Below are 23,535 nucleotides of genomic sequence, written 5' to 3'. Positions count from 1 at the left end.
TGCAATCAGTCGCTGATTGCAGTCAGTTCTTAAACTTGACGGTCAGGCTATTTGTAGTCGCCACACTTTGACAGCACAGGATTAGCCCATTTGAAATATCATCATCTTCAAGCGCCATACGACTTCGCATGTGGACGGCTCCGCCTGTTAGGCGAGCCACACAGGCCCCACAGACCCCGGATTGGCAACTGAACGGCGGGGTCAATCCTGCGGTTCTGGCGGCATCGAGTATGGTTTGACCGGCAGCCACGGGAACGTCAGTGGCCGTGCCGTTCAGCACAATTCTAGCAATCGCTGCAATTCCCTGCACGCTCAGGTCGCCTTCTGTATCGCCACCAAAGCTTTCCGAATGTATGCGGTCATCCGGCACGTCCAGCCCAAGCAATGTTGCACGAACATCAGCGTTCATACTTCCGGGGCCACACACCCAATATTGGGTGTCCTGCGCGACTGGCGGGGTCTCGGATATAGCTGTTTTGATTGCATCGGCATCCAAGCGTCCGCTGCGCCACGGCGTGAACCAACTCAGCAGTGCGGGTTTGGACAGGATGTGGCGAACAGTTGTCCGCTGCGGGTAATCGTCTGGCAACTGGTCAAGCTCTTTCTGGAAAATGATGCTGTCGGCGTTGGTGTTGGCATAGATTAAATGCGCCGAGGAATGGGGTTCCTCTTCCAGAATGGACTTGATCATCGCGAACAAAGGCGTGATGCCGCTCCCTGCCCCAAAGAAATAATGCGTGCGGCGTTTCAAACCTCCGGGCAGCAGCGTGAAGTGGCCGTACGGCGGCATCACGTCGACTTTGTCACCTGCTCTGAGCGTGTCACCTATGTGGTTGGAGGCGACGCCACCCTTAACGCGTTTGACGGTGATCCGCAGTTCCGAACCCGGAGGGTTCGAAATCGTATAGCTGCGCCTGTATTCCTCTCCGCTGATCGTAAATCGGATCGTCAGGTGTTGACCGGCGGTCCATTTAAATTGACCCGTCAGAGCGCGCGGGACATCGAAATTAACACTGGTTGCTGCACCGCCAATTTCTTGACGTATCTCGGTCACGGTCAGGGCATGAAAGACGTTTTGCATTGCGTGTTGCTTCAGCGATAATCGTAGATCGTGGTCAATGAGCGAACGACCATTGTGCCCAGATATGGCTCAAAGATGAACTCATCTGTTTGCAGCATCTTGCCTGTGTAACCCTGCCAGTCATAGTCGACGTGGGTCACGGCGGTGACTTGGGAAACACCCTGCTCTGTTCGCGAAGAAATCTCGGGCTTGGATCGCCTTGTTTCCTTGTAGCCTTGCAACGCTTCTTCAAGTTCAGCCTCATTAAAACTCGCATCATCTGAAACGCGGTACGCGAAAACATCGTCTTTCTGGCCCAACCCGTATTTTATGATGATCTGATGTTCAGCGTCGGGATGCCAATCGCTCCGGGTTGCCAATAGGCTTTGTTCATCCTGGGCCTGCACGATCCGCGCGGCGACAACTTCAGGCGCGTCTGCATGCGCCGTCAGCACCAGTACTGATGCTAGAATGACTCCGATAATCGTGGCCTGCACTGGTTTCATGATTGTTCTCCCCCAACTTTGGCATTCTGCAGGAAATCCAGCACCACCTTTTGATGCTGGGTAACCGGGCTTTCGCCGATGCCGGCAGGGCCGATTTCAAAATACGGACTTTTGAGGGATTTCTGTTGCTGTTCGCAGGCATAGATATCTTCGGTCGTGAAATCACCAGAGGCCATTGGATCGTCGTCACGAAGGACATCGCCACCCTGATATTTCGCTCCGCCGAAATCCTTCCAGAAGCTCCAGCTTTTCCACTGTTGTTTCTGAAACGCCCAATCTGACGCGTTGGCAAGTTTTGTGCGGTTCTCGACCCTTGTCAAATCAGGAGCCAACGGGGTTACAAGGAACAAGTTCCAGCTTTCCTCGCTGGCCCCAATGCCAATGCCGGGAAACAGCATAGGAACCCACGCGCCGACATGAGGTTCGGGGATTGTGCGCGGCATCGGAAGTTTAGCTTCGTGATCCTTGGCGTAGTCCGCTGACGGAGGCTCCCAGAAATGATAGTGGGGTCCCTTCCAACCATATTCAGCGCAGGCATGGTTATACATGTGCAGCGTGTTCGAATGCAGGTGTCTCAGGTGATAAACGTCGATGTAATTTTCAACGATGATCTTCCAGTTAGCTTTGATCTCATAGCTGTTCCGGCCTTCGGTGTATTCGATCAGTTCCTCGGGCTTGTGTGGGCCGAGCAAGGGGTCAATTTCTCCAAACCATTCAGCAAGGGTCGGCGCCTCCGGGTCGGGGTTTACGAACAGCATGCCGCGCCAGACATCCACACTGGCTGGTTTGAGGCCAAGACAGGACTTATCGACGCCCTTGGGATATTCGGTCGCTTCGTCAGGGACCGAAACCAGGTTGCCTTCCAAATCGTACGTCCAGTCGTGATACGGGCAGGTCAGTGCCTTTTGCGTTTTGCCGACTGCACGGATCAACTGGGTACCACGGTGGCGGCAGATATTGTGGAACGCGCGCAGCCTATGGTCTCGTCCCATGACAATAAAAAGGTTGTTCAGCCCCGCCTGAATGGACAGGTAGTGCCCCGGCCCCGGAATATCCTCGACCAAACCAGCAAAACGCCACGTGCGCGAAAAGATGAGTTGCTGCTCTTGGTCGAACCAGTCTTGCGAGGTGTAGGCCGCAACAGGCAGTTGGTGGTACATCGTCGTCATCAAAGCGCCTCAGACTAGAAAATGGGCATATTGGGGAAACAGTCTAGCGGCGATCATCATCAGGCCCAGCACAGCCCAAAGACCGACAATGGCCCAGTAAAGAGCCGGATCTTCCTCGCGGTTGATCTCGAACACCAGAAAAGCCTGTCCGCTTATAATCGTAGGGACGATCCACCAGACGAAAAGCAACCCCCAGACCCAGTAGAGGCCAAGCACGGTTGCGATCAGCAGAATCGGCAGAGCGATGTAGTTCGTGGTTCTGGCCGGGTTCATTCTTTTGCCTCCAGAACAGACGCCAACAATGACGCTGCCAGTTTCAATTCCGTGCGCCAAATGTTGGGTGGGTCCAACGGGGACAATGCATCCAAGCTGACAAAGATCGCGGAAATCCCTTGCGTCGCGGCGCGAATGTTCGCGTCCGACGCTGAAGTGGCCGCACGCCGGAGGATTGCCTCCACAACGTCGAGAAACTCTTTGAGACTGTCCATCAATCCTTGCCGAAGATCCGGCCGTTCTGGAACCGCCGTCACCAGCGCCTGATATGCCAACATCAACCTAGGATCAGTTCCACTGTCCTCGGAGAAAAGCAATTCCACAAGGTCCGAGGGCATTGCATTATCGGGCAGAGCCTGACGCAACCCTTCCAAAGACTCTGCGAAACCCGCGATCACATGGTCCGCCAGAGCAGTTATCATTTCATCCTTGTTCCCAAGGTAGTGGCGCAGCAGAGGACGTTTGACATTGGCCTCTTCCGCGATCCGCTCTTGCGTTGCGCCATCAAGGCCAAACCGCGCCACACAGGTCAGGTAGGCGTCGAGAATTTCTTGCGATCTTTGGTCTTTCAGCGAAGGTCTTGGCATCTGCGCCCCTTTATTGTCACTGATGACAATTAACACCAATGCGTTATTTGTCAATAGTGACGATTTACATTGACCAATATGCAACAAGGGCTCTGACGTTTATTGAAATTCGGTTGCAGGAAAGCATTCCAATCCACCAAATTTGACAGAATCCATTCTTGGTGCTTACCTGTCTCGGATGTGTCTGCAGAAGTCTAAATTTTCTTTTTAATCAGCACACTAAGACGCCGAAACAACCAGTCCGGAACCCTGGAGATTTCGTAATGGAATTGATCATTGAACAGCTCCGCGCCTTTCCCATTATGGCACTTTTTTTGTGCTTGGGTCTTGGGTACGGCGTTGGTAAATTTCGCGTCGGCAAGTTTGAACTTGGCGGCATTGCCGGAACCTTGCTGGCGGCCGTATTCGTGGGGCAGATCGGAGGCATCACCCTTAGCACGGACGTTCAGAATGTCTTTTTCTCTCTGTTCATTTTTATGGTCGGCTACAATGGTGGACCCCAATTCTTTGCGGCACTGAACCGAACGGCTCTGACCAAACTTCTCGCCGCGTTCATGATGACCCTGTGGGGTTTGTTCTTCGTTATCGTTGTAGCCAGGCTTGCCGGGCTGGACAAAGGGCTGGCTGCGGGGCTGGCGGCAGGCGGGTTGACGCAATCCGCGATCATTGGCACCGCTGGCAACGCAATCGACCTGTTGGGCCTGGCTGCGGACGAGGCTGAAAAGCTGAAAACCAACATCGCTGTTGGTTATTCGGTCACCTATATCTTTGGCTCGATCGGCCCCATTCTGGCGGTCAGTGTCATTCCAATCATTATGCGCGTCGACCTGCGGCAAGAGGCGATCAAGCTGGCCCAGAAACTCAGCGGCGGCGGTCGCAAGCTGGAGGAAGGCGAGTTCCTTCCGATGAATCGCTTTGACGCCCGCGCTTATCAGGTGAATGCCGATGCCTCAGTTGCAGGGCAATCTGTGAAGGCCATCGAAGGCAGTTATGAGGGTGATTTAATCGTCGAAAGGTTGCTGCATGATGGCGCCCCGGTTGACCCGACACCGGAGACGATTGTCAGCGCAGGGGATGTGATCGTGGTCTCGGGTCTGGTGGCCACACTGACGCAGTTCGAGGGGACCGCCAGCGGCGAAGTCGGAGAATACCCGCCTGAACTGACGGTAGTGGAGGAACGCCGCAATGTCGTTGTCACTAACCGCAGGCTGACCGGAAAGACGTTGGCTGAATTGCGTGACGCGCTGACAGCAGATCAACGGCGCGGAGTTCATATCTCAAAAATCACGCGCATGGGCCATGACGTGCCGGTGCTGCACAACACTGAAATCCACGCAGGTGACGAGGTGAGCATCGTCGGCCACAAGGATGATCTGAACCGGGTTTCAAAGATGGCCGGGTATGTGCCGCCCGCAGCCTCGGTCACGAATTTCATTGCATTGGGAATCGGTGTGGCCGTTGGATATCTGATCGGTGAGATCAGCTTTGTAATTGCCGGCACGAAGGTTGCGCTAGGCTCGGGTCTGGGATGCCTCGTGACCGGGTTGATCATCGGATACCTACGCATCCGACGACCCAAGATCGGCGGCATCAATCGTGGGGCTGCGAATTTCCTGCAAAGCTTTGGATTGGCCGTGTTCGTCGGAGTCGTCGGCCTGAACGCAGGCAAACCAGCGCTAGAGGCAATCCAGCAATATGGCATTACCCTGCTCTTGCTGGGGGTCGTCGTAACACTGATGCCGATGATCGTGCAGTTTCCAATCAACTATTTCGCGCTACGCATCAAAAACCCGGTGGAAGCCTGCGCAGTGGTCACAGGTTCGAGATCGGGCAACCCCGGTTTTGCAACGCTGTTGGAAAAGGCCGGGAACGCGACCCCTACACCGGCGTTCACAATGACCTATGCGGTGGCGAACATCTTCCTGACGCTCTGGGGGCCGCTGGTCGTCGCCTTCGTGTCGTAACTACATCAGTAGGATCACGATGACCGAGCCCCAAAGGGCCAGCAGCACATTGCCAACGGCGTAGCCAAGGCCATAGCCCAACGTCGGCACCTGGCTCTGCGCTGCTTCCTGCACGGCAGCCAGACCTGGGGCCGAGGTCCCTGCCCCACAACAGGTTCCGGCCAGAACGCCCTCGTTGATGTCAAAGACCTTGCGGCCCACGACAACCGCCGCGCCATGGGCCAATAGCACAATCGCCACCGATCCAAAGATCAGCGACGGTCCGCTATCCATCACTCCGGCCACGAAGCTGGTCCCGGATGTGATCCCCACGCAGGCGACGAACACGCACAATCCCAGTGAGTCGAAAATCCATAGTGTCGCCTCGGGCACAAAGCCGAACGTCCTGTGCATCGACCGCAGCCACCCCGCCACCAGACCGCCCAACAACACCCCGACCGAGGTGCCCAGCCCCAGTTCAATTGCCCCGTATTTCAATGCAGGTATTCCGATGAGCCCGCCCAGAAGGATGAAAAACGCGACATAGATCATGTCTGTCTTGCTGGTCTCGCGATCCAAATAGCCCAGACGCGCAGCAGCATCCTCGATATGACTGCGGGTGCCGGATACTGTCAGCACATCGCCCTTGTGCAATGTCACGCCGGGAAAGATAGGCAGCCGCTCTCCGCTGCGCATGATCCCGCGCAGATAAATGGTCCGCGCCTCGGGGCGGACCGACAGTTCGGCCAGCGTTTTGTTGACCACCGCAGTGTTGGTGACAACGATATCGTTGGTCTGAACCGGAAGATCAAGAAGCTCGGGGTCCTCGACCTCTTCGCCAAACATGTCAGTGTAGTTGATTAAGTAAGACCTCACCCCAGCGATGGCTGCGACGTCGCCCTTTTGTAATACCATATCGCGCGAGGTCGGCAGGATCTTATCCCCTCGCCGAACCCGGTCAAAAAAGGCGCGGACATGCTCAGGTACGTGCGCCTCAAGCTCGGCTATAGTGTGGCCTGCGAGTTCGGGATTAATACGATAGGCGCGGGCCTCGAAATCGCGGTGTTCGGACACCATCGGAGCACCGTTGTTGTCCAGTTTGGCTTCGTATTCCGCGCAAGCTTCTTTCAGCGATCGACCATAGAAACGAGGCGCCAGTTGCGTATGGAAAAAGATCGTCGCGATGACCCCGATGAAATAAGCGACAGCGAACCCGGTCGCGATTTCACTGTCGAAAATCTGCTGTGCAGCCTCATCTGCCCCAGACTTGGCAAATGCGTCGATGGCCACGCCCAACGTGGCGCTTTCAGTGACGCCACCTGCCAATAGCCCGGCGGCGATCCCCACGGAAAGCCCCATCAGGGGCGCAAGCACAGCCGCCACGACAAGGGCAACCACACAGAGCAGCACTGTTACGGCAATCTGGGGCAACGCGTGCAGGTTCAGCGACTGAAAGAACTGCGGGCCGGTTCGGTATCCAATGGAAAACAGAAACAGCATGAAGAAGGTCTGTTTCAGTTCATCCGACAGCACCACTCCGGTCTGACCGACCAAAACCCCAGCCAATAGGCACCCCGCCACTGAACCCACGGTAAACGAGCCGATGGAGATCTGACCCAGTGCATAGCCAAGGGCAAGGCTGCAAAACAGGGCCAGAGCCGGATGGTGCCCAAAGATCGACCCGATCAGTTCCATGGCAAGCTTCCCTCCACTGCGCGCTTAACCGTGCAGCGGTAGCCCTTTCGAAGCGCGATAAGCCTGCACATATCCGGTCGCAACTGCCCGCACCGCGCGGCCGATCTGACGATAGGCGCTGTCATCCAGATTGGCGAAGGATACTCGCGCCGACCAGTTCGGTGCGTCAAAGCCTGATCCGTTCAACAGCACGATCCCGTGGTACTGTGCCAGCTTGAACGAGATATCGAGCGGATGAACATTGTCCTTGATCCACTCGACGACGTCTTCCCCCACGTATTTGCGCAGCCAGAATTCAAAGTCGATGATGCCGTAATACTTGTCGAACAGCGGGTTGTCGGGCACCTCGATGCCCATCCCTTCGACCAACTCGTCAAAACGATGCTGCAAGATACCCCAGCAGAACTTTTGATAGGCTTTGTCTTCGTCCATCAACTCGACCAGCGAAAACAGCGTCATCATCACCTGCTGCGGCAGCGACAGACCTGCCGTGTGATTCAGCGCTACATCGCGACTGTCCGCCACGATCCGGTCGATGAACTTGAACGAAGACGGATCTGGCGTCAGCGTCTCATACCGCGCGTTGACGACGGCTTTGGTCTCGCCAGGGGCATCCGCAATCATCTTGTCGAAGATATTGTCCTCGGCCACCAGGATCGCACCAAGACGCCAGCCGGTGCAGCCGAAATACTTGGAATAGGAATACACTCCGATTGTGTTCTCGGGCAGATGCCCCATCACCGACTGGAAGTTCGGAACAAAGGTGCCGTAGACGTCATCGGTCAGGATGATCAGATCGGGACGGCGCGTTTTGACGAACTCAACCAACCGGGTCATCACCTCGGGGCTGATCGCGACTGAGGAAGGATTCCCCGGATTGACCAAAAACAGCGCTTTGACCTTCGGATCGGCCAATTGTTCGAGGTCTTCATCCGTCAGCTGGAAATGATCTTCCTCCTCCGAGGACACATCCACCACGTTCAACCCGTAGTCTTCCAGCACCGGCATTTCCAAATACGGAGTGAAGATCGGCGTACCCAGGGCGATCGTATCGCCCGCATTCAGCAGCCTCTGGTTCTTGAGCGCCTTGAAGATATAGCACATCGCAGCAGTGCCGCCTTCGACCGCATAGATGTCGAACTTTGCATTGGGCCTGTGCCCGGCACACATTGCCCACATTACGTATTCATGAACGATGGCTTCATTGTGCTGCATACAGCGGTCGGGCATCGGATAGTGGTCGCCCACAATGCCATCGGTCAGTTCCAGGACGAAATCATCCGGGGTAAAGTCGAATTTATCAATCGCAAAATCCACCACAGCGGCCAGAGTATCCGCGCCCGGAGGACCGTTCTTCTCAATCGAATCCCCGCAATACGCCTTGAGCCGTTCATAGCATCCCGGCCCCTGCGGCATCCCGGCCAGACCCACTTGCGGCTCATTACGATGGCGCTGCGCTTCGGTCATGGCGAACTGGCCCAACAGAAAGAACGCCTCACGCGCCTTTGTGGCGATCCAGTTGGGGTTACCGCGACCGGCATTCAGATAGGGCAAGGCCATCTGACGCGACTCTTTCTGCGCCAGCTTGATCAGCTCATCTTTAATCTGAAAAGGACTTAGGTTTTCAAACTTATGCAGGTCCAGTGTTTCTGACATGATGTTAAACCCTTACGTTAAAACGATCTGACAAATTCACCCGGATCGTACGCAAGGAAATGTATCTGTGTAAACAACAGTCTGAGGCGAAGGAGGTAAGCTTAGCTTAGCGGTGAGCTTCAATTCTCAAAACCGGGGCAACTAGGTGCACTTGGCCGAATTCCAAGAAGGGTAATGGCGGAGAGACAGGGATTCGAACCCTGGAGACGGTTTCCCGCCTACACACTTTCCAGGCGTGCGCCTTCGACCACTCGGCCACCTCTCCGTGGGCGCGATATTTGGACCATCGCCGGGGGATTTGCAAGGGGCGAATAAGGCTAAATTTTAACCTTCTGCTGGTCCGTCGCCAGGCCGACTACACCTCATCCCCGTCGCTATCCGCCAGGTCGGCCTCGGTCATGTCAACAGGCTTGGCAGAGCGTTGCCCGACTGGCGTTTCATCCGTTGTGGTCACAGGTTGTTTTGCTGGACCCTGCCCCTGCAAAGCCTCAGGATTGCGCAGCCAGACATCGCGCTGTGCAAACGGGATTTCGATACCTTCTTCGACAAACCGTCGGTTGATCTCGTGATTCATGTCTGATTTCACCGACAGAACCCAATTCACGTCCCGCAAAATCGCTCGTATTTCAAAATCAAGAGAATCCGCGCCAAATCCCTGAAACACCACGCTGGGGGCAGGATGCGCCAACACCATCGGGTGAGAGTTGGCGACCTCACCCAGTATCTTCTCGACCTTTCTGGTATCCGTGCCATATGCCACGCCCACCGGCACGATGACCCGACCAATTGTATTGCCGCGCGTGTAGTTCGTTACTACGCCGCTGATCAGGTCTGAGTTGGGGACGATCACATCGGTCCGGTCGAAGGTTTCGATCCGGGTGGAGCGAACCGAGATGTCGCGGACGTATCCCATCATCCCGTTGACGTCGATCCAGTCACCCTTTGAAATCGGGCGCTCAACCAGCAAGATGATGCCTGACACGAAGTTCGAAACGATCGTCTGCAGGCCAAAGCCGATACCAACAGACAACGCACCGGCAACGATAGCCAGCGAAGACAGGTCAAAGCCGGCAATCATAATAGCGATCAGCGCCGCCAAGGTTACGCCCACGTATCCGGTGCCTGCCGCAATGGCGTTCTGCCCGCCTGGATCAATGCTGGTTTTAGGTAACAGCGAGTTCCGCAACCCGCTCTGCAACAAGCGCGTCAGCGCATAGCCGATGACAAAGACAACGACGAAGGTAAAGAAATTGCTGGGCGAAATCCTGACACCACCGATATCGAACCCAAGCAACAGCCGCGACCAAACCTCAAGCAGGTCGGTCTCACGTGCACCCCAGTACAGCGCCAGAACAGGCAGCGTCAGAATCGCGATAACAAACCCGGTCAGAACCGAGAACAGCGAGTCCCGCGCGGCCTCGCCCTGACCGCTGATCCAGCCATACACAAAGGTCAGGAAGCGATGTAGGATGGCAAGGGCTGCAAACAGCACCAGTGTCTTCACGGCCGGGAAAACAATGGCCTCAGCCGCGTTAGTGTATCCCACGGCCGCCAAAATCGGGCTGGCCATACCCAATAGGAAAAGCGCCCTACGCACAAAATTCATCAGTTGCGTGAGACCTGCGCTGCGTGGTGTCTCAGCCTCCTCAGAGCCTTCGGAAGCTGGTGTTTTGGAATTGATCCGCCGGACACGCAGCAAAACCAGCGCGGTTCCGACCACCACAGGGAAGCTAATAACAGCGCGAGTTGCGTCCGAGATGTTCTCGATCTGATCAAACAGCAACCCGAATTCATAGACGATCAGGAAAACTGCCAGAATATCCAGATATACACGCAGTTTCCTGACGCTTTTTCGGGACAGGCGGTTAAAGTTCTGGGCTTCCTGCGAAACAAGAACCTGCCGACCAATCCAATCGTAGTAGAAAATCAGCGCTGCCCAATACGGCACGTTCTGGATCAACAGAGTGCCACGTAGCCCCAGAATGCCGGTCATGATGATTGCCTGTACCAGCAACCAAACCCCAAGCCACGGAAGAAGGATGCGCAGCAATGAGACCAAAAAGGTCCAGACTCCGCTGCCCCGACCCCCCAGATTTCGCATGTATTCACCGGCCGTTTCAGACCAGTGCCGACCGTAAAATAGCAGCACACCGGCTGCCACAGTCAAAAACAGAATGCCCAACCCGCGGTTGCTGAGCCTGTCGCGAACAGTGTTGGCCTTGAGGTTATACGCCGATTCATTGAACAGGCCGCGTGCGGCCTCGACGATGTCGACCCAGGCAGGCCCCCAATACACCGGGTTCAGCGGCGACGGGCCGCGCTCTAACAGCTCTTTTTTCTGACGGTCACGCAGCAGGCGGTCGATTTCGCTAATCAAACCGTTTGCGCGACTGAACGCCTCTTCCGAGATGATCTGCGGCACCTGTAGATCGGTCAGTTGTTCTTCGAGATGCTCCCTAAGCTCAGCGATCTCTTCAGGTTCAGTCGCATCGCCTTCGGGCGCGGGTCCCAGAGCCTTGATCTGGGCATCCAGCGTCTGAATGCGTTCGGTATTGGCACCGCGCGCCTTGTTGAAGTCTTCACGGTAGCCGTGGATTTCCGCCCGCAGGTTTTCGAGCGACGCGTTCGACGCGCGGTCGGCTTCGATTTCGACCTCGGCACGATCCGCCGTTTTAAGCCAATTCTGGTAGTATTCGCTTTGCTTATCCGTCAGATCAGCGACCGCTGGGCCGCCAAGCATTGCAAAACAAACCAGAAAGAGCGCTACGAACCGGCAGACCTGCCGCAGCATCATACGTCCTCGAATACGCCGGGAATGCTGCGCGGAGCCTCAGTCATCCAATCCGGCACAGGAAGCTCTTTTTCGCGCAGGAATTCAGGGTTGAACAACTTGGACTGATACCGCGTGCCATAATCGCACAGGATCGTCACGATGGTATGTCCCGGCCCCAGATCCTTGGCCAGACGCACTGCGCCTGCCATGTTGATAGCGGTCGAGCCGCCCATGACCAGACCTTCCTCGCGCAGCAGGTCAAAGATCAGCGGCAGCGCTTCGTTGTCGGTCATCTGGTACGAGAAGTCCGGCTTGAACCCTTCCAGATTCTTTGTGATGCGCACCTGCCCGATACCTTCGGCGATCGAGCTGCCCTCCATCGCGATCTCACCGGTGGTGTAATAAGAATAGAGCCCTGCCCCCATCGGATCGACCAAGCCGATCTTCACCCCTTTGGGCTGCAGCGCGTCGGCCACACCGGCCAACGTTCCGCCGGACCCAACCGCACAGACAAAGCCATCAACTTTACCGCCGGTCTGCTCCCAAATCTCGGGGCCAGTTGTTTCCACATGAGACTGACGGTTGGCCACGTTGTCGAACTGGTTGGCCCAGATTGCGCCGTTGGGTTCAGTCTGTGCCAATTCCTCTGCCAGTCGGCGCGAATAATGCACGAAGTTGTTCGGATTGCGATACGGCGCGGCTGGGACTTGCACCAGTTGTGCCCCCGCCAGACGCAGCATGTCTTTCTTTTCTTCAGACTGCGTTTCCGGGATCACGATCACGGTTTTGAAACCCATCGACGCTCCGACCAGCGCAAGGCCGATACCGGTATTGCCCGCCGTACCCTCGACAATGGTGCCGCCAGGCTTCAGCTCACCACGCGCAACAGCATCACGGATGATATACAAAGCGGCGCGATCCTTCACCGATTGACCCGGATTCATGAACTCGGCCTTGCCGAGAATCTCGCAACCGGTCTCTTCACTGATGCGCTTCAGCCGGATCAGCGGTGTTTTCCCGACTGCGTCGGCAAGGTCTCGTGCAATGCGCATGGCGCCCTCATTTCATTACGTGTCATCGAAGATTTACAGTTGCCGTGCGGCAACCACAAGCGGCGATACTTAACCGCGCAAACGATCCCGATGCCGGGCCAGCCAGTTGGCAAGCATAAGCAAAGGCAAATCCTTGAATTCGTTGCCATCTACCTTCTGTATGAAAGCATCATAAGGCAGGATTTGGGTCCGAATATCCTCACCCTCGGACGCCAATCCTCCGTTATCGATCGTCTGCGTAAGGTCACCCAGCCCGACATAGAGGTAAACATACTCGGTAGATGACCCGCTTGAAGAATAAGCATCGCCGGCAAACTCCAATTCGTCCAACGTGACATTTGCCTCTTCAAGCGCTTCACGATGAGCCGTCTGCTCGGGAGTTTCGCCAGGGTCAATCATGCCCGCCACAGGTTCCCACATCCAGGGTTCAGGATCTTCAATTAGAAAGACCGGCGCCCGGAATTGCTCGACCAACAGAACCGTATCCCGCACTGGGTCATAGGGCAGTACTACAACCGCCGCCCCTTGCATCAAACCGCTGCGATTCAGAACCGGGCCCATCGTCCCGTCATGCTGGCGATGCTGCACCTCAAGCTCTTCTAAGCCGAAATAATTGACGTAGGCGCGCCTGTGACTTTGGATGATGACATCCTTTGCCGAGTCGCGCGGATCGCCGGTATTGCGTTTGCGGGCGGCCAGTTTCGCCCAGGCCCGGGTTCGGATCGGCGCAAAGTTACGGGCAATCGTGCTGGCATCGACTTTACCGTAATATGCCATCTCTTCCCGAGCGGCGAGCACCACCACTTCGGCCCATTCATCGACCCAATCCTGCAACGACCAGGGTGCGTCAGGCGTCCAAAGGCCCGGCTCTGGAAAAAATACCTTTGCCTCAGTTTTTGATCCGTCGCTCAGATTCACGTCCTGAGATCTAAGGTCGTATTCAAATCCACCTTCGTAATAGGCTAATCGTTTGATGTCCTCAGCATCGAAGCCCTTTACCAACACGCCTTCGGCCTTGCTGCCCTTTTGGGGCGCAATCATCGGAAAAGCCTGTCCCGCTACGCCATAGACCGCATGATCCGGAAGGCTGGCTTCGGAAATCGTCAGTTGCGACAACGCGCGGCCAATCACACATTCAAGCAACGGCAAATGCCTAAGCGTGCCGTAAAAGAACAAATGGGACACAGATCAAAACTCGTTTTTAATCAGGAATTTTAACGCCAGCGGCGGTTGGCCTCTTCGGCTGCAAGCCCCGCGATAAGAGCCCCGATCGCCAAAGTCCACAGAATTTCCGGAGTCAGCAAAAGTTTGCTGTATTCAACACTGATCTCGAAAATCGAAATAAGAGCTTCAAACGGGCCGTCATAGCGGTGGCGCATGGCCAACCGAAACATTTCGTTACAGCCCTGTGCGAACAAGCACCAGAACACCGTTGCGGCCATGCCCGTCAAACCATTATTGACCGCGGACGTCCATCCGCGACCAACCCGTTTGCCCATAACCTTCCAGCCACAAACGAAACCTATCAGCATATTGACGTATGTGAACGACCCGTAGTCCTTGCCCTCTTCCCCGTTGTTTATGATCATGCTCGAGACCATAAAGGCCACCACCAAAAGGCAAATAGCAGAAATAAGACGCGGAGCGGTAGGCATTCGGGCTTTCCGTCGGTTAACTGGGTTTTGCTATAGTAATCTGTGTCACATCGCAGTTGCCAGTGTCAAAGGCCGCGCCGCACGCGGTCAAATAATAGTTCCACATGCGGCGGAAACGCTCATCAAAACCCATATCGGAAATTTCGTCCCATTTCTCATTGAACGTATCATACCAACGACGCAGGGTCAGATCGTAGCTTTTGCCGAATTCCCTGGATTTTACCACGTTCAATCCTGCGTCAGTTACCTGTTGCCTCAGCACCGATGGGGCAGGAAGCATTCCGCCTGGGAAAATATATTTCTGAATGAAATCAACGCCATTTTTGTAGATTTCCCATCTATGATCCGCAACCGTAATAATTTGTAGCGTGGCCTGAGCGCCCGGCTTTAGACGCTCTCGCACGGTTTCGAAGTAAACGGGCCAATACTTCTGCCCTACGGCCTCGAACATCTCAATCGACGCGATACCGTCGTACTGACCTTGTTCATCGCGGTAATCTTGCAATTTGAACTCCACAAGGTCTGAAAGACCTGCGTTTTCAATGCGCTGCTGGGCGAACCTCAACTGCTCCTGACTGATGGTCAAACCTGTGACCCGAAGGCCACGCTCTTTTGCAGCATATTCGGCAAAGCCACCCCAGCCGCAGCCGATCTCGAGTATGTGATCCCCGGGCTTTGCACCCATCTCGTCCACAAGACTGGCGTATTTCGCCGTTTGCGCCTTTTCCAGGCTTTCCTGCCCCGTTTCGAACAAGGCGCTGGAATAGGTCATCGTTTCGTCCAGCCACAAACTGTAGAAGTCATTTCCCAAATCGTAGTGATACGAGATGTTTTTTTTGGCCTGACGTCGGTGATTGCGGTGCAGCCAAAAACGCAAACGCTCGTAGGCCTGAACCAGAAACTTGCCCGTGAAGTCGTCATAAACGGTTTCAGTACCTAAATGCACAAGATCCATGAAGGAGCGCAGGTCGGGGGTGCTCCAATCCCCTTCAAGGTAAGCGTCCGAAAAACCTAACTCTCCTTCACGTATCAAGCGCGCGAAAACGTCGGGATCGTGGATATCGACCCTTGCGACTGGTCCGGGTTTGGCGCCCTCAGACCGGAACACGCGACCATCCGGCAAGGCGATGTCCATTCGTCCGGACTCCATCCGGTTAAGCATCTTGAAGACTTGAGCAAAGTATCTGGGCAGGTCTTTTTGCCCTTCAGTCGTGGTTAGGATCATCCGCTCTCCCCTATGCGGTCGCAGTTCAAAGCTAGGCCGAGTTTGTGTTTCTGGCAAGTTTTCAGTTCCTTACCCGGTTTTTCGGCCTTCATAGGCCGCCAGAGCGTGAGCTCGTCCAGAGGCCAATTCGACGACGGGTTCGGGGTAAACTGCTTCCTGATCAAGCGACCATGAACGCGGGACAGCACGAAAATAAGCCGATGCTGTCGTGGGCGGATCGGCCTGCCCTTCAGCAATCCATCGTTTCAAGTAATTCCCATCTGGGTCAAACTTTTCACGCTGCGTCTCTGGGTTAAAGATGCGAAAGAATGGCGCGGCATCGGGGCCTGAACCTGCCACCCATTGCCAGCCCATCGCATTTGCTGCCGGATCCCAGTCGACCAGACAGTCCGCAAACCAGTCCATCCCGATTTTCCAATGTGTCATCAGATGCTTGGTCAGGTAACTGGCGACGATCATACGAGCGCGATTGTGCATCCGCCCCGTCACATACATCTCACGCAACCCGGCATCGACGACTGGAACACCGGTGCGGGCGCGTTTCCACGCAATCACATCGGGGTGGTGGGCATCTACGTTCCAAGGAAAGGCGTCCCATTCAGGTTTCCAGTTTCCAGTCAGCAGGCGAGGCGTGTGATACATCAGGTGATATGCAAACTCCCGCCAGACCAATTGGCGCAGATAAGCGTCGGTGCCGTGAACACCATTCATCGCTGCACTCTGAACCGCGTGCCAAATGCTGCGAGGGCCGATTTCGCCTAACGAAAGGTATTCCGACAATTCAGACGTGCCCTCTTGGTCCAAACGATCACGATCGGCGGAATAGCTTGAGATTCGGTCCAAAAACCGGTGCAGTGCCTCGAATGCCGCCTGCTCGCCAGGCCGCACGAATGCTGAAACAACCTTAGCCCCCCGGTTCATCTTAACGCCCAAATTCCAGTCGGCCAAACTGTCAGAAACAGGCCATTGCCGAAGCGCGACGATCACCGGAGGAGGAGCTTCCGGTGCTCGCACATCGCGCCCCTGAACGGCCCGCCACATCGGAGTGAACACCCTAAACGGTTGGCCTGCCTTGGTGGCGACGGTCCATGGTTCGAACAACAGATGACCTGCGAAGGAATTGGCCTCAACCCCTTGCTGGTTCAATTCTGCTTTGATCTGCGTATCACGCGCGATAGCATCAGGATCGTAGGCACGCGACCAATAAACAGCCGAAGCCCCTGTCTCGGCTATCAATTCCCGCAGCACGTTCAGGGCCTCTCCGCGCCGCAGGATCAAACGGCTGCCTGCCTGCTCAAGCGATTGCGAGAAGGTTTCGAGCCCCAGCCCAAGCCGCCACTTTGGTGCAGCTCCGAGCGCGTGCACGAGGTCGTCCAGAATAAACACCGGCAGAACAGGACGACCGGTTCTTACCGCCGCGCTTAACGCAGGATGGTCCGACAGGCGCAAGTCCCGCCGGAACCACATTATGATCGGTGACTGATTGTTTTCCATGACCGCCCGGTTGTTTTCTTCGCATTACGAAGCCGAGCGAAAACTGGATCACAAAACGGCGTCAAGTGCGTTCAATAACTGATCAATTTCCTGTTGAGAGGTATAGTGCGTAAAGCTGACCCGAAGAACACCCTGTTCCAAATCGACCCCCATCGCCTGCAGCGGGCGCACAGCATAGAAATCGCCTCCGCCTGCCATGATCCCGTGCGCGGCAAGGTCAGCGGCGACGGTTTCAGCGTTCCGGTTCAGAGACAACGCCACCGTTGGCGCACGGCGCGAGGCATCCGATGTGCCGATCAGGCGAACAGCGTTACGGTCTTTCACTGCATCCAGAACAGGCTGCAGCAGAGCGACCTCCTGCCCGCGCATCAGGTCATGCACAAAGGCCCCGCGCTCAGTCGCATCGCCTTTGGGTCCGTTGTGGTGGTCGCACAGAAGGTCAACATAGTCCGCCATCCCGGTACTTGCTGCGATTTGCGCGTGGTCCGGTCCGGCGGGAGTAAATCGCTTATACAGAACGTCAGCGTTGAAATAATGCGCTTGGTTCGGCAGCAACTCACCCAGCGTGCGCCGGATCACCATGCATCCCTGATGTGGGCCATAGGTTTTATAGGCCGAAAACAGATAGATATCCGGCCCCAAATCGCCAACATTCGGGAATCCATGCGGCGCGTATGACACGCCGTCCACGCAAACAAACGCGCCAGCTGCATGGGTAATGGCGGTGATCTCGGCGACCGGGTTGATCTCTCCGATCACGTTTGAGCAGTGCGGGAAACAGCCCAGACGCACTTTCTCGTCCAGCAAGTTCTCAAGATCCTGCGGATTCAGCGATCCGGTTTCCGGGTCAATCTGCCATTCACGGATTTCGACGCCCTCGTCGGCCAACCGGCGCCACGGGCCAGAGTTCGCCTCATGATCCTGATTGGTGACGATGATCGCCTCGCCCGGTTTCATCCACTGGCGAAACGCCTGCGCCAGAACATAGGTGTTCTGCGTGGTCGAGGGGCCAAAGCTCAGCTCATCTGCATCAACGCCCAGAATTGCAGCCATGCGGGCGCGGGCCTCGTCCATCTCCTCACCAGCCAAACGGCTGGCATCATAGGGGCCGTAAGGTTGAACCTTGCGCTGAGTGTAATAGCGCGTCAGGCGCTCAAGAACCGGTTCGCAAGTGTATGATCCCCCCGCATTTTCGAAGAATGCCTGCCCCTGCAAGCTGGGTTCGGAAAAGGCCGGAAATTGCGACCGAACGAAATTGATATCCAGAGTGCTCATGGCACATGCCTCCTTGATCATGCTCGTAAATCCAAGAGGTGCCCGAGCATGATTTCGGAACCCTCAGAAACCATGGCAGGTCTTCCAGCCCAGCCGACATCCAGGGATGTCTGCAGCGCCCGCAAAGCGCAGGAGCGGCGCCAAATTGCCCATAGCATGGTGCTTCGTCAAGAACCCTACTGAGACCAAAACTAAAAAAGCCGGGCGCTGAGGCCCGGCTTTGCAAATTTCGTAATTGTTGGCTTAGCCCTGAACTTTTGTGTAAGTGCCTTCGCCCGCCAGAATGCCGCGGAACCCACCGGGTTCGTCCAGCCCAAAGACGATCAGAGGCAGATTGTTGTCGCGTGCCAGCGCAATGGCCGAAGCATCCATGACCCGCAGCCGCTTGGCCAGCACATCGTCATAGGTAACGGTGTCATAACGCACCGCGTCTGCGTGCTGTTTCGGGTCTTTGTCATAGACGCCGTCTACACCATTTTTACCCATGAAGATCGCTTCACAGGCCATTTCGTTGGCGCGCAGTGTCGCGGCGGTGTCGGTCGTAAAATAAGGGTTTCCGGTTCCCGCGGCAAAGATGCAGACCCGTTTCTTTTCAAGGTGGCGCACGGCGCGGCGACGGATGTATGGCTCGCAAACCTCATCCATGCGAATGGCCGAGATCACACGCGTGAACACCCCAATCTCCTCCAGAGCTGATTGCATTCCCAGCGCGTTCATTACCGTGGCCAGCATGCCCATATAGTCGGCCGTTGTCCGCTCCATCCCTTGCGCGGAACCGCTGAGGCCGCGGAAAATGTTGCCACCGCCAATGACCATACAGATTTCAACGCCCAGATCGTGCACCGATTTGACCTCTTGCGCGATACGCTGAACGGTCGGCGGGTGAAGGCCAAACCCCTGATCGCCCATCAACGCCTCGCCAGAGATTTTAAGCATTACACGGCTATACTTTGTCTTGGGGGCTACGGTAGTTTCGATTGTCGGGGAAAGGCTCATATTGCGCTCCGGGCTGGCACGGGTTTATTTTCCGGCGCAAAATGAAGCAAAAGCTCCGCAGGTTCAATGCGGTTGGTGAGGATTGGGGCAGCCGGTATGGCCAATAATGACAGTTCGAAGATTTTGGACAGCCTGCCACCCATCCCCGAAAATAAACCTGTACTGATTGCCGGGCCGACGGCTTCAGGCAAATCGGCGCTGGCCCTGCGGATCGCCGAGACGTTCGGCGGCGTGATTGTCAATGCAGATGCCAGTCAGGTTTACGATTGCTGGAGGGTGATGTCCGCCAGACCTTCGACCGAGGAAGAAGCTCGCGCGCCACATTTGCTGTATGGCCATGTCCCCTATAATAAGGAGTATTCAACCGGCCACTGGCTGCGCGAGGTGACGCCGTTGCTGTCCGGCAAACAGCGTCCGATCATCGTTGGCGGCACCGGGCTGTATTTCTCGGCCCTGACCGAGGGTATGGCCGATATCCCAGCCACGCCGCCCGAAGTTCGGTCTGAAGCGGATCAACTGGACCTCCCCACCCTGATCTCTGGTGTTGATGAAGAGACCTTGAACGGAATCGATACACAGAACCGCGCCCGCGTACAACGCGCCTGGGAGGTTCAGAGAACCACCGGGCGCAGCCTGCGCGACTGGCAGTCGGAGACGCCACCTCCGGTTTTGAACCTTGCGGACACCATGCCAATCGTTTTCGACGTAGACAAACAGTGGCTTCTGGACCGCATCACCCGGCGGTTCGATCAGATGCTGGACACTGGTGCGTTGGACGAAGTCAAGACGATGCGCGACTTGTATGATCCCATGCTGCCTGCCTTCAAAGCGATCGGCGTACCCGAGCTTATGGCATATTTGGACGGCCACCTGTCATTGGACGCCGCCAGAGAGCGCGCAACCATTTCGACCCGCCAATTTGCCAAACGGCAACGCACTTGGTTTCGCGCGCGAATGAAGAAATGGAATCACATAGGTTTTTCAGAATGATGCGTTTCATTGTTAAGTATCTTTCGACCTCGAAACCCATCTGACGATTCCCCATCACGCGGAAAATGACTGTTTACGACAGTATACATAGTCGAATTCCGCCGGCCTCGGCCAAGTACACTGGTAAACACGCGCCCAGCATGTCGTTTTTGTACTACTAATGACGATTTCGAACATTGACCTCTTCGGAATTCTGGGGCCGAATAGACGCATGGGGATGTTCAGTATCCAAAACAACTTCCGAGAACCTGCCGACCGGCGCCAATCGGTCTGAGCGGTTCCAATCCTCTTCATAAAAAAATGTGTCACAGGGAGCGACATTCATGAAACATAAAACATTCACCGGAGCACCGGTACATTGGGCAGCAGAAATGCATGCTCAGGAGTATCGGGACGGTAAACTCAGCCGCCGCGAGTTTCTGACCCGCACGACAGGTCTGGGTGTTACGGCTGCTGCGGCCTATGGCATGATCGGCCTTGCTGCACCAGCCCATGCAGAAGGCGAAGACGCCAAAAAAGAAGGCGGCACGCTGCGCGTTCAACAGGAAGTTCGCGCCCTGAAGGACCCGCGCACCTACGATTGGTCGCAGATCGCAAACGTATCGCGCGGGACGTTGGAATATCTGGTCGAATACAACTCGGACGGTACATTCCGCGGTATGTTGCTGGAAGGCTGGGAAGTTAACGACGACGCAACCGTTTACACGCTGAAGGTCCGTCCGGGCGTAAAGTGGAACAACGGTGACGACTTCACTGCGGACGACGTTGCTCGCAACATTGCACGCTGGTGCGACAAGAGCTCGGAAACGAACTCAATGGCCGGCCGGTTCGCAACACTGGTCGATGCAGATACCGGACAGGCCGTTGATGGCGGGATTGAGGTCGTCGACGCCAATACGGTCAAACTGAACCTGCCGGCTTCGGACATCTCGCTGATCGCGGGTATGGCCGACTACCCTGCCGCAATCGTTCACAGCTCGTTCAGTGAAACCGATCTGCTGAACAACGTGGGCACCGGTCCGTATTTGATGAATGAGCTGGAAGTTGGCGTGAAAGCCGTACTGGTTCGCAACGAAAACCACACTTGGTGGGGCGAAGAAGTCTTCGGCCGCCCGGCGTTGGATTCGATTGAGTATATCGATTACGGTACTGATCCCTCGGCCTGGTTGGCCGCGTTGGAGTCGGACGAAGTCGACATGCTGTACGAGTCCGTTGGTGAATTTATCGACGTTATGGACGGCTTAGGCTACGTAAAATCCGAAGTTGTAACCATGAACACCATCGTTATTCGCCCCAACCAGTTGGCGGAGATCGACGGTCAGCAACCTTATGCGGACAAGCGTGTACGCCAGGCTCTGCAAATGGCGGTCGACAATGCGGTCTGCCTGGAACTCGGTTTCGGCGGTCGTGGTTCTCCGGCCGAAAACCACCATGTTGGCCCGATTCACCCGGATTACTTCGAACTACCGCCTCAGAAAGTGGACCCGGAAGGTGCTCGCAAGCTGATGGAAGAAGCTGGCATGGCCGATTTCGAGCACGAACTAATCTCGATCGACGACGACTGGCGCCGGAATACCACGGACGCCGTTGCTGCACAGCTGCGCGACGCGGGCATCAAGGTCAAGCGGACCGTTTTGCCGGGTAACACCTTCTGGAACGACTGGGCGAAGTACCCATACAGCTCGACAAACTGGAACCACCGCCCCCTGGGCGTTCAAATTTGGGCCCTGGCCTATCGTTCGGGCGAAGCCTGGAACGAGTTTGGTTGGGCGAACCCTGAGTTCGACGCCCTGCTGACGGAAGCCTTGGCCATTGCGGATGCTGACAAGCGTCGCGAAGTGGTCGCCAAGGGCGAAGCGATGATCCAGGAAGAAGGCGTCACGATCCAACCGTACTGGCGTTCGCTGTATCGCCACATGAAGGATGGTCTGGTCGGCACCGACATGCACGTGTCGTTCGAACACCATCACTATAAGTGGGGTTGGGCAGCCTGATCCCGTTCCTCTAAATAAATGGGGCGCCTCAAAGGGCGCCCCTTTCCAGCCGCAGACTTGCCGACACGGGGTCGGACATGTCCGAGGCCAGACAATGGTCCATTGATCTGCGGAACACCCGAACAACAGGGGCCATCATGGGACTATTCATCCTCCGACGGTTTGGCGTCATGCTGTTAACAGCATTGTGCCTGACTTTCGTAGTATTCTTTTTGACCAATCTATATCCAAACCTGGAAAAGCTGGCAAAAACGCAAGGTAACCAGCGGATGTCTGACGAACAGGTCGAAACCTGGCTTGGTAACCGCGGCTACCTGCAACCAACACTGATTAAGTATGGCCAGTGGCTGGGCGTGGCACCCGGTTTCACCAAAACCTTGGAAGATGGCACATTCGTAGGCACCTGTACCCGTCCCGGTATGACCGAGGAAATGACGCCGAGGTATTGCGGGGTTTTGCAGGGCGATTGGGGCTATTCGACGGTGTTCAAAGACGAAGTCGGCGTAATCGTTGGCAAGCGACTGGGCAATACCGGTTACCTGATGATGTGGGTTCTGATATTGATGGTCCCATCGGCCTTGATCGTTGGCGTGTTGGCGGGGATGCGTGAAGGCTCGGCACTGGACAGGTCCTTGTCTACGTTCTCGATCATCACCACAGCTACACCTGAATATGTGTCGGGCGTGATCTTCATCGCGATCTTCACATCGTCCACCGTGGGCTTGAAATGGTTCAAGGGTACGGCGACGCAGGCGATGGAAAACCCGACCTTCGAGAATTTCTTCCTGCCGGTACTGACCATTTCACTTTACGGCATGGGCTACATCGCCCGGATGACCCGCGCCTCAATGACCGAGGTAATGACGGCGCAATATATCCGGACTGCGCGCCTAAAGGGTGTGTCATTCCCGAACATCGTCATGAAACACGCACTACGTAATGCGCTGATCGCGCCCTTTACCGTCATCATGCTGCAGTTCCCATGGCTGCTGAACGGCGTGGTGATCGTCGAGACCCTTTTCAACTACAAGGGTTTTGGCTGGGCGCTGGTTCAGGCAGCGGGCAACAACGACATTCAGCTGCTGCTGGCGATTTCGGTCGTGTCGGTCTTTGTGGTGCTGGTGACGCAGCTGATTTCGGATATCGGCTATGTCTACCTCAACCCGCGCATCCGCATTTCGTAAGGAGGGAT

The 23,535-nt window shown here is 55.9% G+C and carries 19 protein-coding genes and 1 tRNA gene; 4 read left to right on the top strand and 16 right to left on the bottom strand.

Annotated elements, in window-relative coordinates; genetic code table 11:
• Nucleotides 1-22: 22 nt before the first annotated feature.
• The 5 genes from ACR0LN_RS02000 to ACR0LN_RS01980 are packed head-to-tail and all read right to left on the bottom strand — an operon-like array spanning nucleotide 23 to nucleotide 3,595.
• Entirely contained in the window at nucleotides 23-1,081 is a 1,059-nt protein-coding gene (locus ACR0LN_RS02000) for a 2Fe-2S iron-sulfur cluster-binding protein (protein WP_480427431.1), read from the bottom strand.
• A gap of 11 nt (nucleotides 1,082-1,092) precedes the next feature.
• Nucleotides 1,093-1,566: a hypothetical protein gene (locus ACR0LN_RS01995; RefSeq protein ID WP_480427429.1), complete on the bottom strand. Its 474-nt coding sequence runs from the start codon at nucleotides 1,564-1,566 to the stop codon at nucleotides 1,093-1,095.
• The gene (locus ACR0LN_RS01990; protein ID WP_480427427.1) at nucleotides 1,563-2,735 is read right to left on the bottom strand and encodes an aromatic ring-hydroxylating oxygenase subunit alpha; all 1,173 of its coding nucleotides are present in this window, start codon (nucleotides 2,733-2,735) and stop codon (nucleotides 1,563-1,565) included. The genes ACR0LN_RS01995 and ACR0LN_RS01990 overlap by 4 nt, the downstream gene beginning before the upstream one ends.
• Before the next feature lie 9 nt (nucleotides 2,736-2,744).
• Nucleotides 2,745-3,008 (bottom strand): hypothetical protein, encoded by a 264-nt coding sequence (locus ACR0LN_RS01985; RefSeq protein ID WP_480427426.1) that lies wholly within the window; start codon nucleotides 3,006-3,008, stop codon nucleotides 2,745-2,747.
• Nucleotides 3,005-3,595, bottom strand: a complete 591-nt coding sequence (locus ACR0LN_RS01980; RefSeq protein ID WP_480427424.1) for a TetR/AcrR family transcriptional regulator — start codon at nucleotides 3,593-3,595, stop codon at nucleotides 3,005-3,007. The genes ACR0LN_RS01985 and ACR0LN_RS01980 overlap by 4 nt, the downstream gene beginning before the upstream one ends.
• Nucleotides 3,596-3,858: 263 nt before the next feature.
• Here ACR0LN_RS01980 and aspT point away from each other — a divergent pair, with 263 nt between their 5' ends.
• Complete coding sequence (aspT, locus tag ACR0LN_RS01975; RefSeq protein WP_480427423.1) at nucleotides 3,859-5,559, top strand: aspartate-alanine antiporter; 1,701 nt, start codon at nucleotides 3,859-3,861, stop codon at nucleotides 5,557-5,559.
• Here aspT and ACR0LN_RS01970 read toward each other — a convergent pair whose 3' ends face one another.
• The 11 genes from ACR0LN_RS01970 to pyrH all read right to left on the bottom strand — a co-directional run bounded on the left by ACR0LN_RS01970 (nucleotide 5,560) and on the right by pyrH (nucleotide 19,359).
• Nucleotides 5,560-7,233 (bottom strand): aspartate:alanine exchanger family transporter, encoded by a 1,674-nt coding sequence (locus tag ACR0LN_RS01970; RefSeq protein ID WP_480427422.1) that lies wholly within the window; start codon nucleotides 7,231-7,233, stop codon nucleotides 5,560-5,562.
• A gap of 24 nt (nucleotides 7,234-7,257) precedes the next feature.
• A complete protein-coding gene (locus ACR0LN_RS01965) occupies nucleotides 7,258-8,889 on the bottom strand; it encodes a bifunctional aspartate transaminase/aspartate 4-decarboxylase (protein ID WP_480427421.1) in 1,632 nt (543 codons plus the stop codon).
• A gap of 175 nt (nucleotides 8,890-9,064) precedes the next feature.
• Nucleotides 9,065-9,154 (bottom strand) — tRNA-Ser (locus ACR0LN_RS01960).
• Between the two features lie 90 nt (nucleotides 9,155-9,244).
• Nucleotides 9,245-11,680 carry a DUF3772 domain-containing protein gene (locus ACR0LN_RS01955; protein WP_480427419.1) on the bottom strand — a complete coding sequence of 812 codons (2,436 nt, stop codon included), beginning with the start codon at nucleotides 11,678-11,680 and terminating at the stop codon, nucleotides 9,245-9,247.
• Complete coding sequence (locus ACR0LN_RS01950) at nucleotides 11,680-12,714, bottom strand: cysteine synthase A (protein ID WP_480427418.1); 1,035 nt, start codon at nucleotides 12,712-12,714, stop codon at nucleotides 11,680-11,682. Before ACR0LN_RS01950 ends, ACR0LN_RS01955 begins: the two co-directional genes overlap by 1 nt.
• A 69-nt stretch (nucleotides 12,715-12,783) precedes the next feature.
• Nucleotides 12,784-13,899, bottom strand: coding sequence for an NUDIX domain-containing protein (locus ACR0LN_RS01945; RefSeq protein WP_480427417.1), 1,116 nt, complete (start codon nucleotides 13,897-13,899; stop codon nucleotides 12,784-12,786).
• 29 nt (nucleotides 13,900-13,928) lie between these two features.
• Complete coding sequence (locus tag ACR0LN_RS01940) at nucleotides 13,929-14,369, bottom strand: TrgA family protein (RefSeq protein WP_480427416.1); 441 nt, start codon at nucleotides 14,367-14,369, stop codon at nucleotides 13,929-13,931.
• A gap of 16 nt (nucleotides 14,370-14,385) precedes the next feature.
• Complete coding sequence (locus tag ACR0LN_RS01935) at nucleotides 14,386-15,594, bottom strand: class I SAM-dependent methyltransferase (RefSeq protein ID WP_480427414.1); 1,209 nt, start codon at nucleotides 15,592-15,594, stop codon at nucleotides 14,386-14,388.
• Between the two features lie 69 nt (nucleotides 15,595-15,663).
• Complete coding sequence (locus ACR0LN_RS01930) at nucleotides 15,664-17,088, bottom strand: cryptochrome/photolyase family protein (protein WP_480427413.1); 1,425 nt, start codon at nucleotides 17,086-17,088, stop codon at nucleotides 15,664-15,666.
• Between the two features lie 48 nt (nucleotides 17,089-17,136).
• Entirely contained in the window at nucleotides 17,137-18,363 is a 1,227-nt protein-coding gene (locus tag ACR0LN_RS01925; RefSeq protein WP_480427412.1) for an aminotransferase class V-fold PLP-dependent enzyme, read from the bottom strand.
• Between the two features lie 243 nt (nucleotides 18,364-18,606).
• Nucleotides 18,607-19,359, bottom strand: coding sequence for a UMP kinase (gene pyrH, locus ACR0LN_RS01920; protein WP_480427411.1), 753 nt, complete (start codon nucleotides 19,357-19,359; stop codon nucleotides 18,607-18,609).
• Nucleotides 19,360-19,455: 96 nt separating this feature from the next.
• On the opposite strand from pyrH, the gene miaA reads away from it, so the two are divergent.
• The 3 genes from miaA (at nucleotide 19,456) to ACR0LN_RS01905 (ending at nucleotide 23,527) form a co-directional block, all read left to right on the top strand.
• Nucleotides 19,456-20,349 carry a tRNA (adenosine(37)-N6)-dimethylallyltransferase MiaA gene (gene miaA / locus ACR0LN_RS01915; protein ID WP_480427410.1) on the top strand — a complete coding sequence of 298 codons (894 nt, stop codon included), beginning with the start codon at nucleotides 19,456-19,458 and terminating at the stop codon, nucleotides 20,347-20,349.
• Nucleotides 20,350-20,672: 323 nt separating this feature from the next.
• The gene (locus tag ACR0LN_RS01910; RefSeq protein WP_480427409.1) at nucleotides 20,673-22,343 is read left to right on the top strand and encodes an ABC transporter substrate-binding protein; all 1,671 of its coding nucleotides are present in this window, start codon (nucleotides 20,673-20,675) and stop codon (nucleotides 22,341-22,343) included.
• Between the two features lie 137 nt (nucleotides 22,344-22,480).
• Nucleotides 22,481-23,527 carry an ABC transporter permease gene (locus ACR0LN_RS01905; RefSeq protein ID WP_480427684.1) on the top strand — a complete coding sequence of 349 codons (1,047 nt, stop codon included), beginning with the start codon at nucleotides 22,481-22,483 and terminating at the stop codon, nucleotides 23,525-23,527.
• Nucleotides 23,528-23,535 lie beyond the last annotated feature (8 nt).

The sequence above is a fragment of the Ruegeria sp. AA6 genome, assembly GCF_056542865.1.
This window is presented reverse-complemented; position numbering and strand designations above follow the sequence as displayed.

Excerpts from the sequence above, each read along its gene's own strand:
- ACR0LN_RS01965 (WP_480427421.1), bottom strand. The coding sequence starts at position 8,889 with ATGTCAGAAACACTGGACCTGCATAAGTTTGAAAACCTAAGTCCTTTT.
- ACR0LN_RS01940 (WP_480427416.1), bottom strand. The coding sequence starts at position 14,369 with ATGCCTACCGCTCCGCGTCTTATTTCTGCTATTTGCCTTTTGGTGGTG.
- miaA (WP_480427410.1), top strand. The coding sequence starts at position 19,456 with ATGGCCAATAATGACAGTTCGAAGATTTTGGACAGCCTGCCACCCATC.
- ACR0LN_RS01925 (WP_480427412.1), bottom strand. The coding sequence starts at position 18,363 with ATGAGCACTCTGGATATCAATTTCGTTCGGTCGCAATTTCCGGCCTTT.
- pyrH (WP_480427411.1), bottom strand. The coding sequence starts at position 19,359 with ATGAGCCTTTCCCCGACAATCGAAACTACCGTAGCCCCCAAGACAAAG.
- ACR0LN_RS01930 (WP_480427413.1), bottom strand. The coding sequence starts at position 17,088 with ATGGAAAACAATCAGTCACCGATCATAATGTGGTTCCGGCGGGACTTG.
- ACR0LN_RS01905 (WP_480427684.1), top strand. The coding sequence starts at position 22,481 with ATGGGACTATTCATCCTCCGACGGTTTGGCGTCATGCTGTTAACAGCA.
- aspT (WP_480427423.1), top strand. The coding sequence starts at position 3,859 with ATGGAATTGATCATTGAACAGCTCCGCGCCTTTCCCATTATGGCACTT.
- ACR0LN_RS01910 (WP_480427409.1), top strand. The coding sequence starts at position 20,673 with ATGAAACATAAAACATTCACCGGAGCACCGGTACATTGGGCAGCAGAA.
- ACR0LN_RS01970 (WP_480427422.1), bottom strand. The coding sequence starts at position 7,233 with ATGGAACTGATCGGGTCGATCTTTGGGCACCATCCGGCTCTGGCCCTG.
- ACR0LN_RS01935 (WP_480427414.1), bottom strand. The coding sequence starts at position 15,594 with ATGATCCTAACCACGACTGAAGGGCAAAAAGACCTGCCCAGATACTTT.
- ACR0LN_RS01995 (WP_480427429.1), bottom strand. The coding sequence starts at position 1,566 with ATGAAACCAGTGCAGGCCACGATTATCGGAGTCATTCTAGCATCAGTA.
- ACR0LN_RS01955 (WP_480427419.1), bottom strand. The coding sequence starts at position 11,680 with ATGCTGCGGCAGGTCTGCCGGTTCGTAGCGCTCTTTCTGGTTTGTTTT.
- ACR0LN_RS01990 (WP_480427427.1), bottom strand. The coding sequence starts at position 2,735 with ATGACGACGATGTACCACCAACTGCCTGTTGCGGCCTACACCTCGCAA.
- ACR0LN_RS01980 (WP_480427424.1), bottom strand. The coding sequence starts at position 3,595 with ATGCCAAGACCTTCGCTGAAAGACCAAAGATCGCAAGAAATTCTCGAC.
- ACR0LN_RS01985 (WP_480427426.1), bottom strand. The coding sequence starts at position 3,008 with ATGAACCCGGCCAGAACCACGAACTACATCGCTCTGCCGATTCTGCTG.
- ACR0LN_RS01950 (WP_480427418.1), bottom strand. The coding sequence starts at position 12,714 with ATGCGCATTGCACGAGACCTTGCCGACGCAGTCGGGAAAACACCGCTG.
- ACR0LN_RS02000 (WP_480427431.1), bottom strand. The coding sequence starts at position 1,081 with ATGCAAAACGTCTTTCATGCCCTGACCGTGACCGAGATACGTCAAGAA.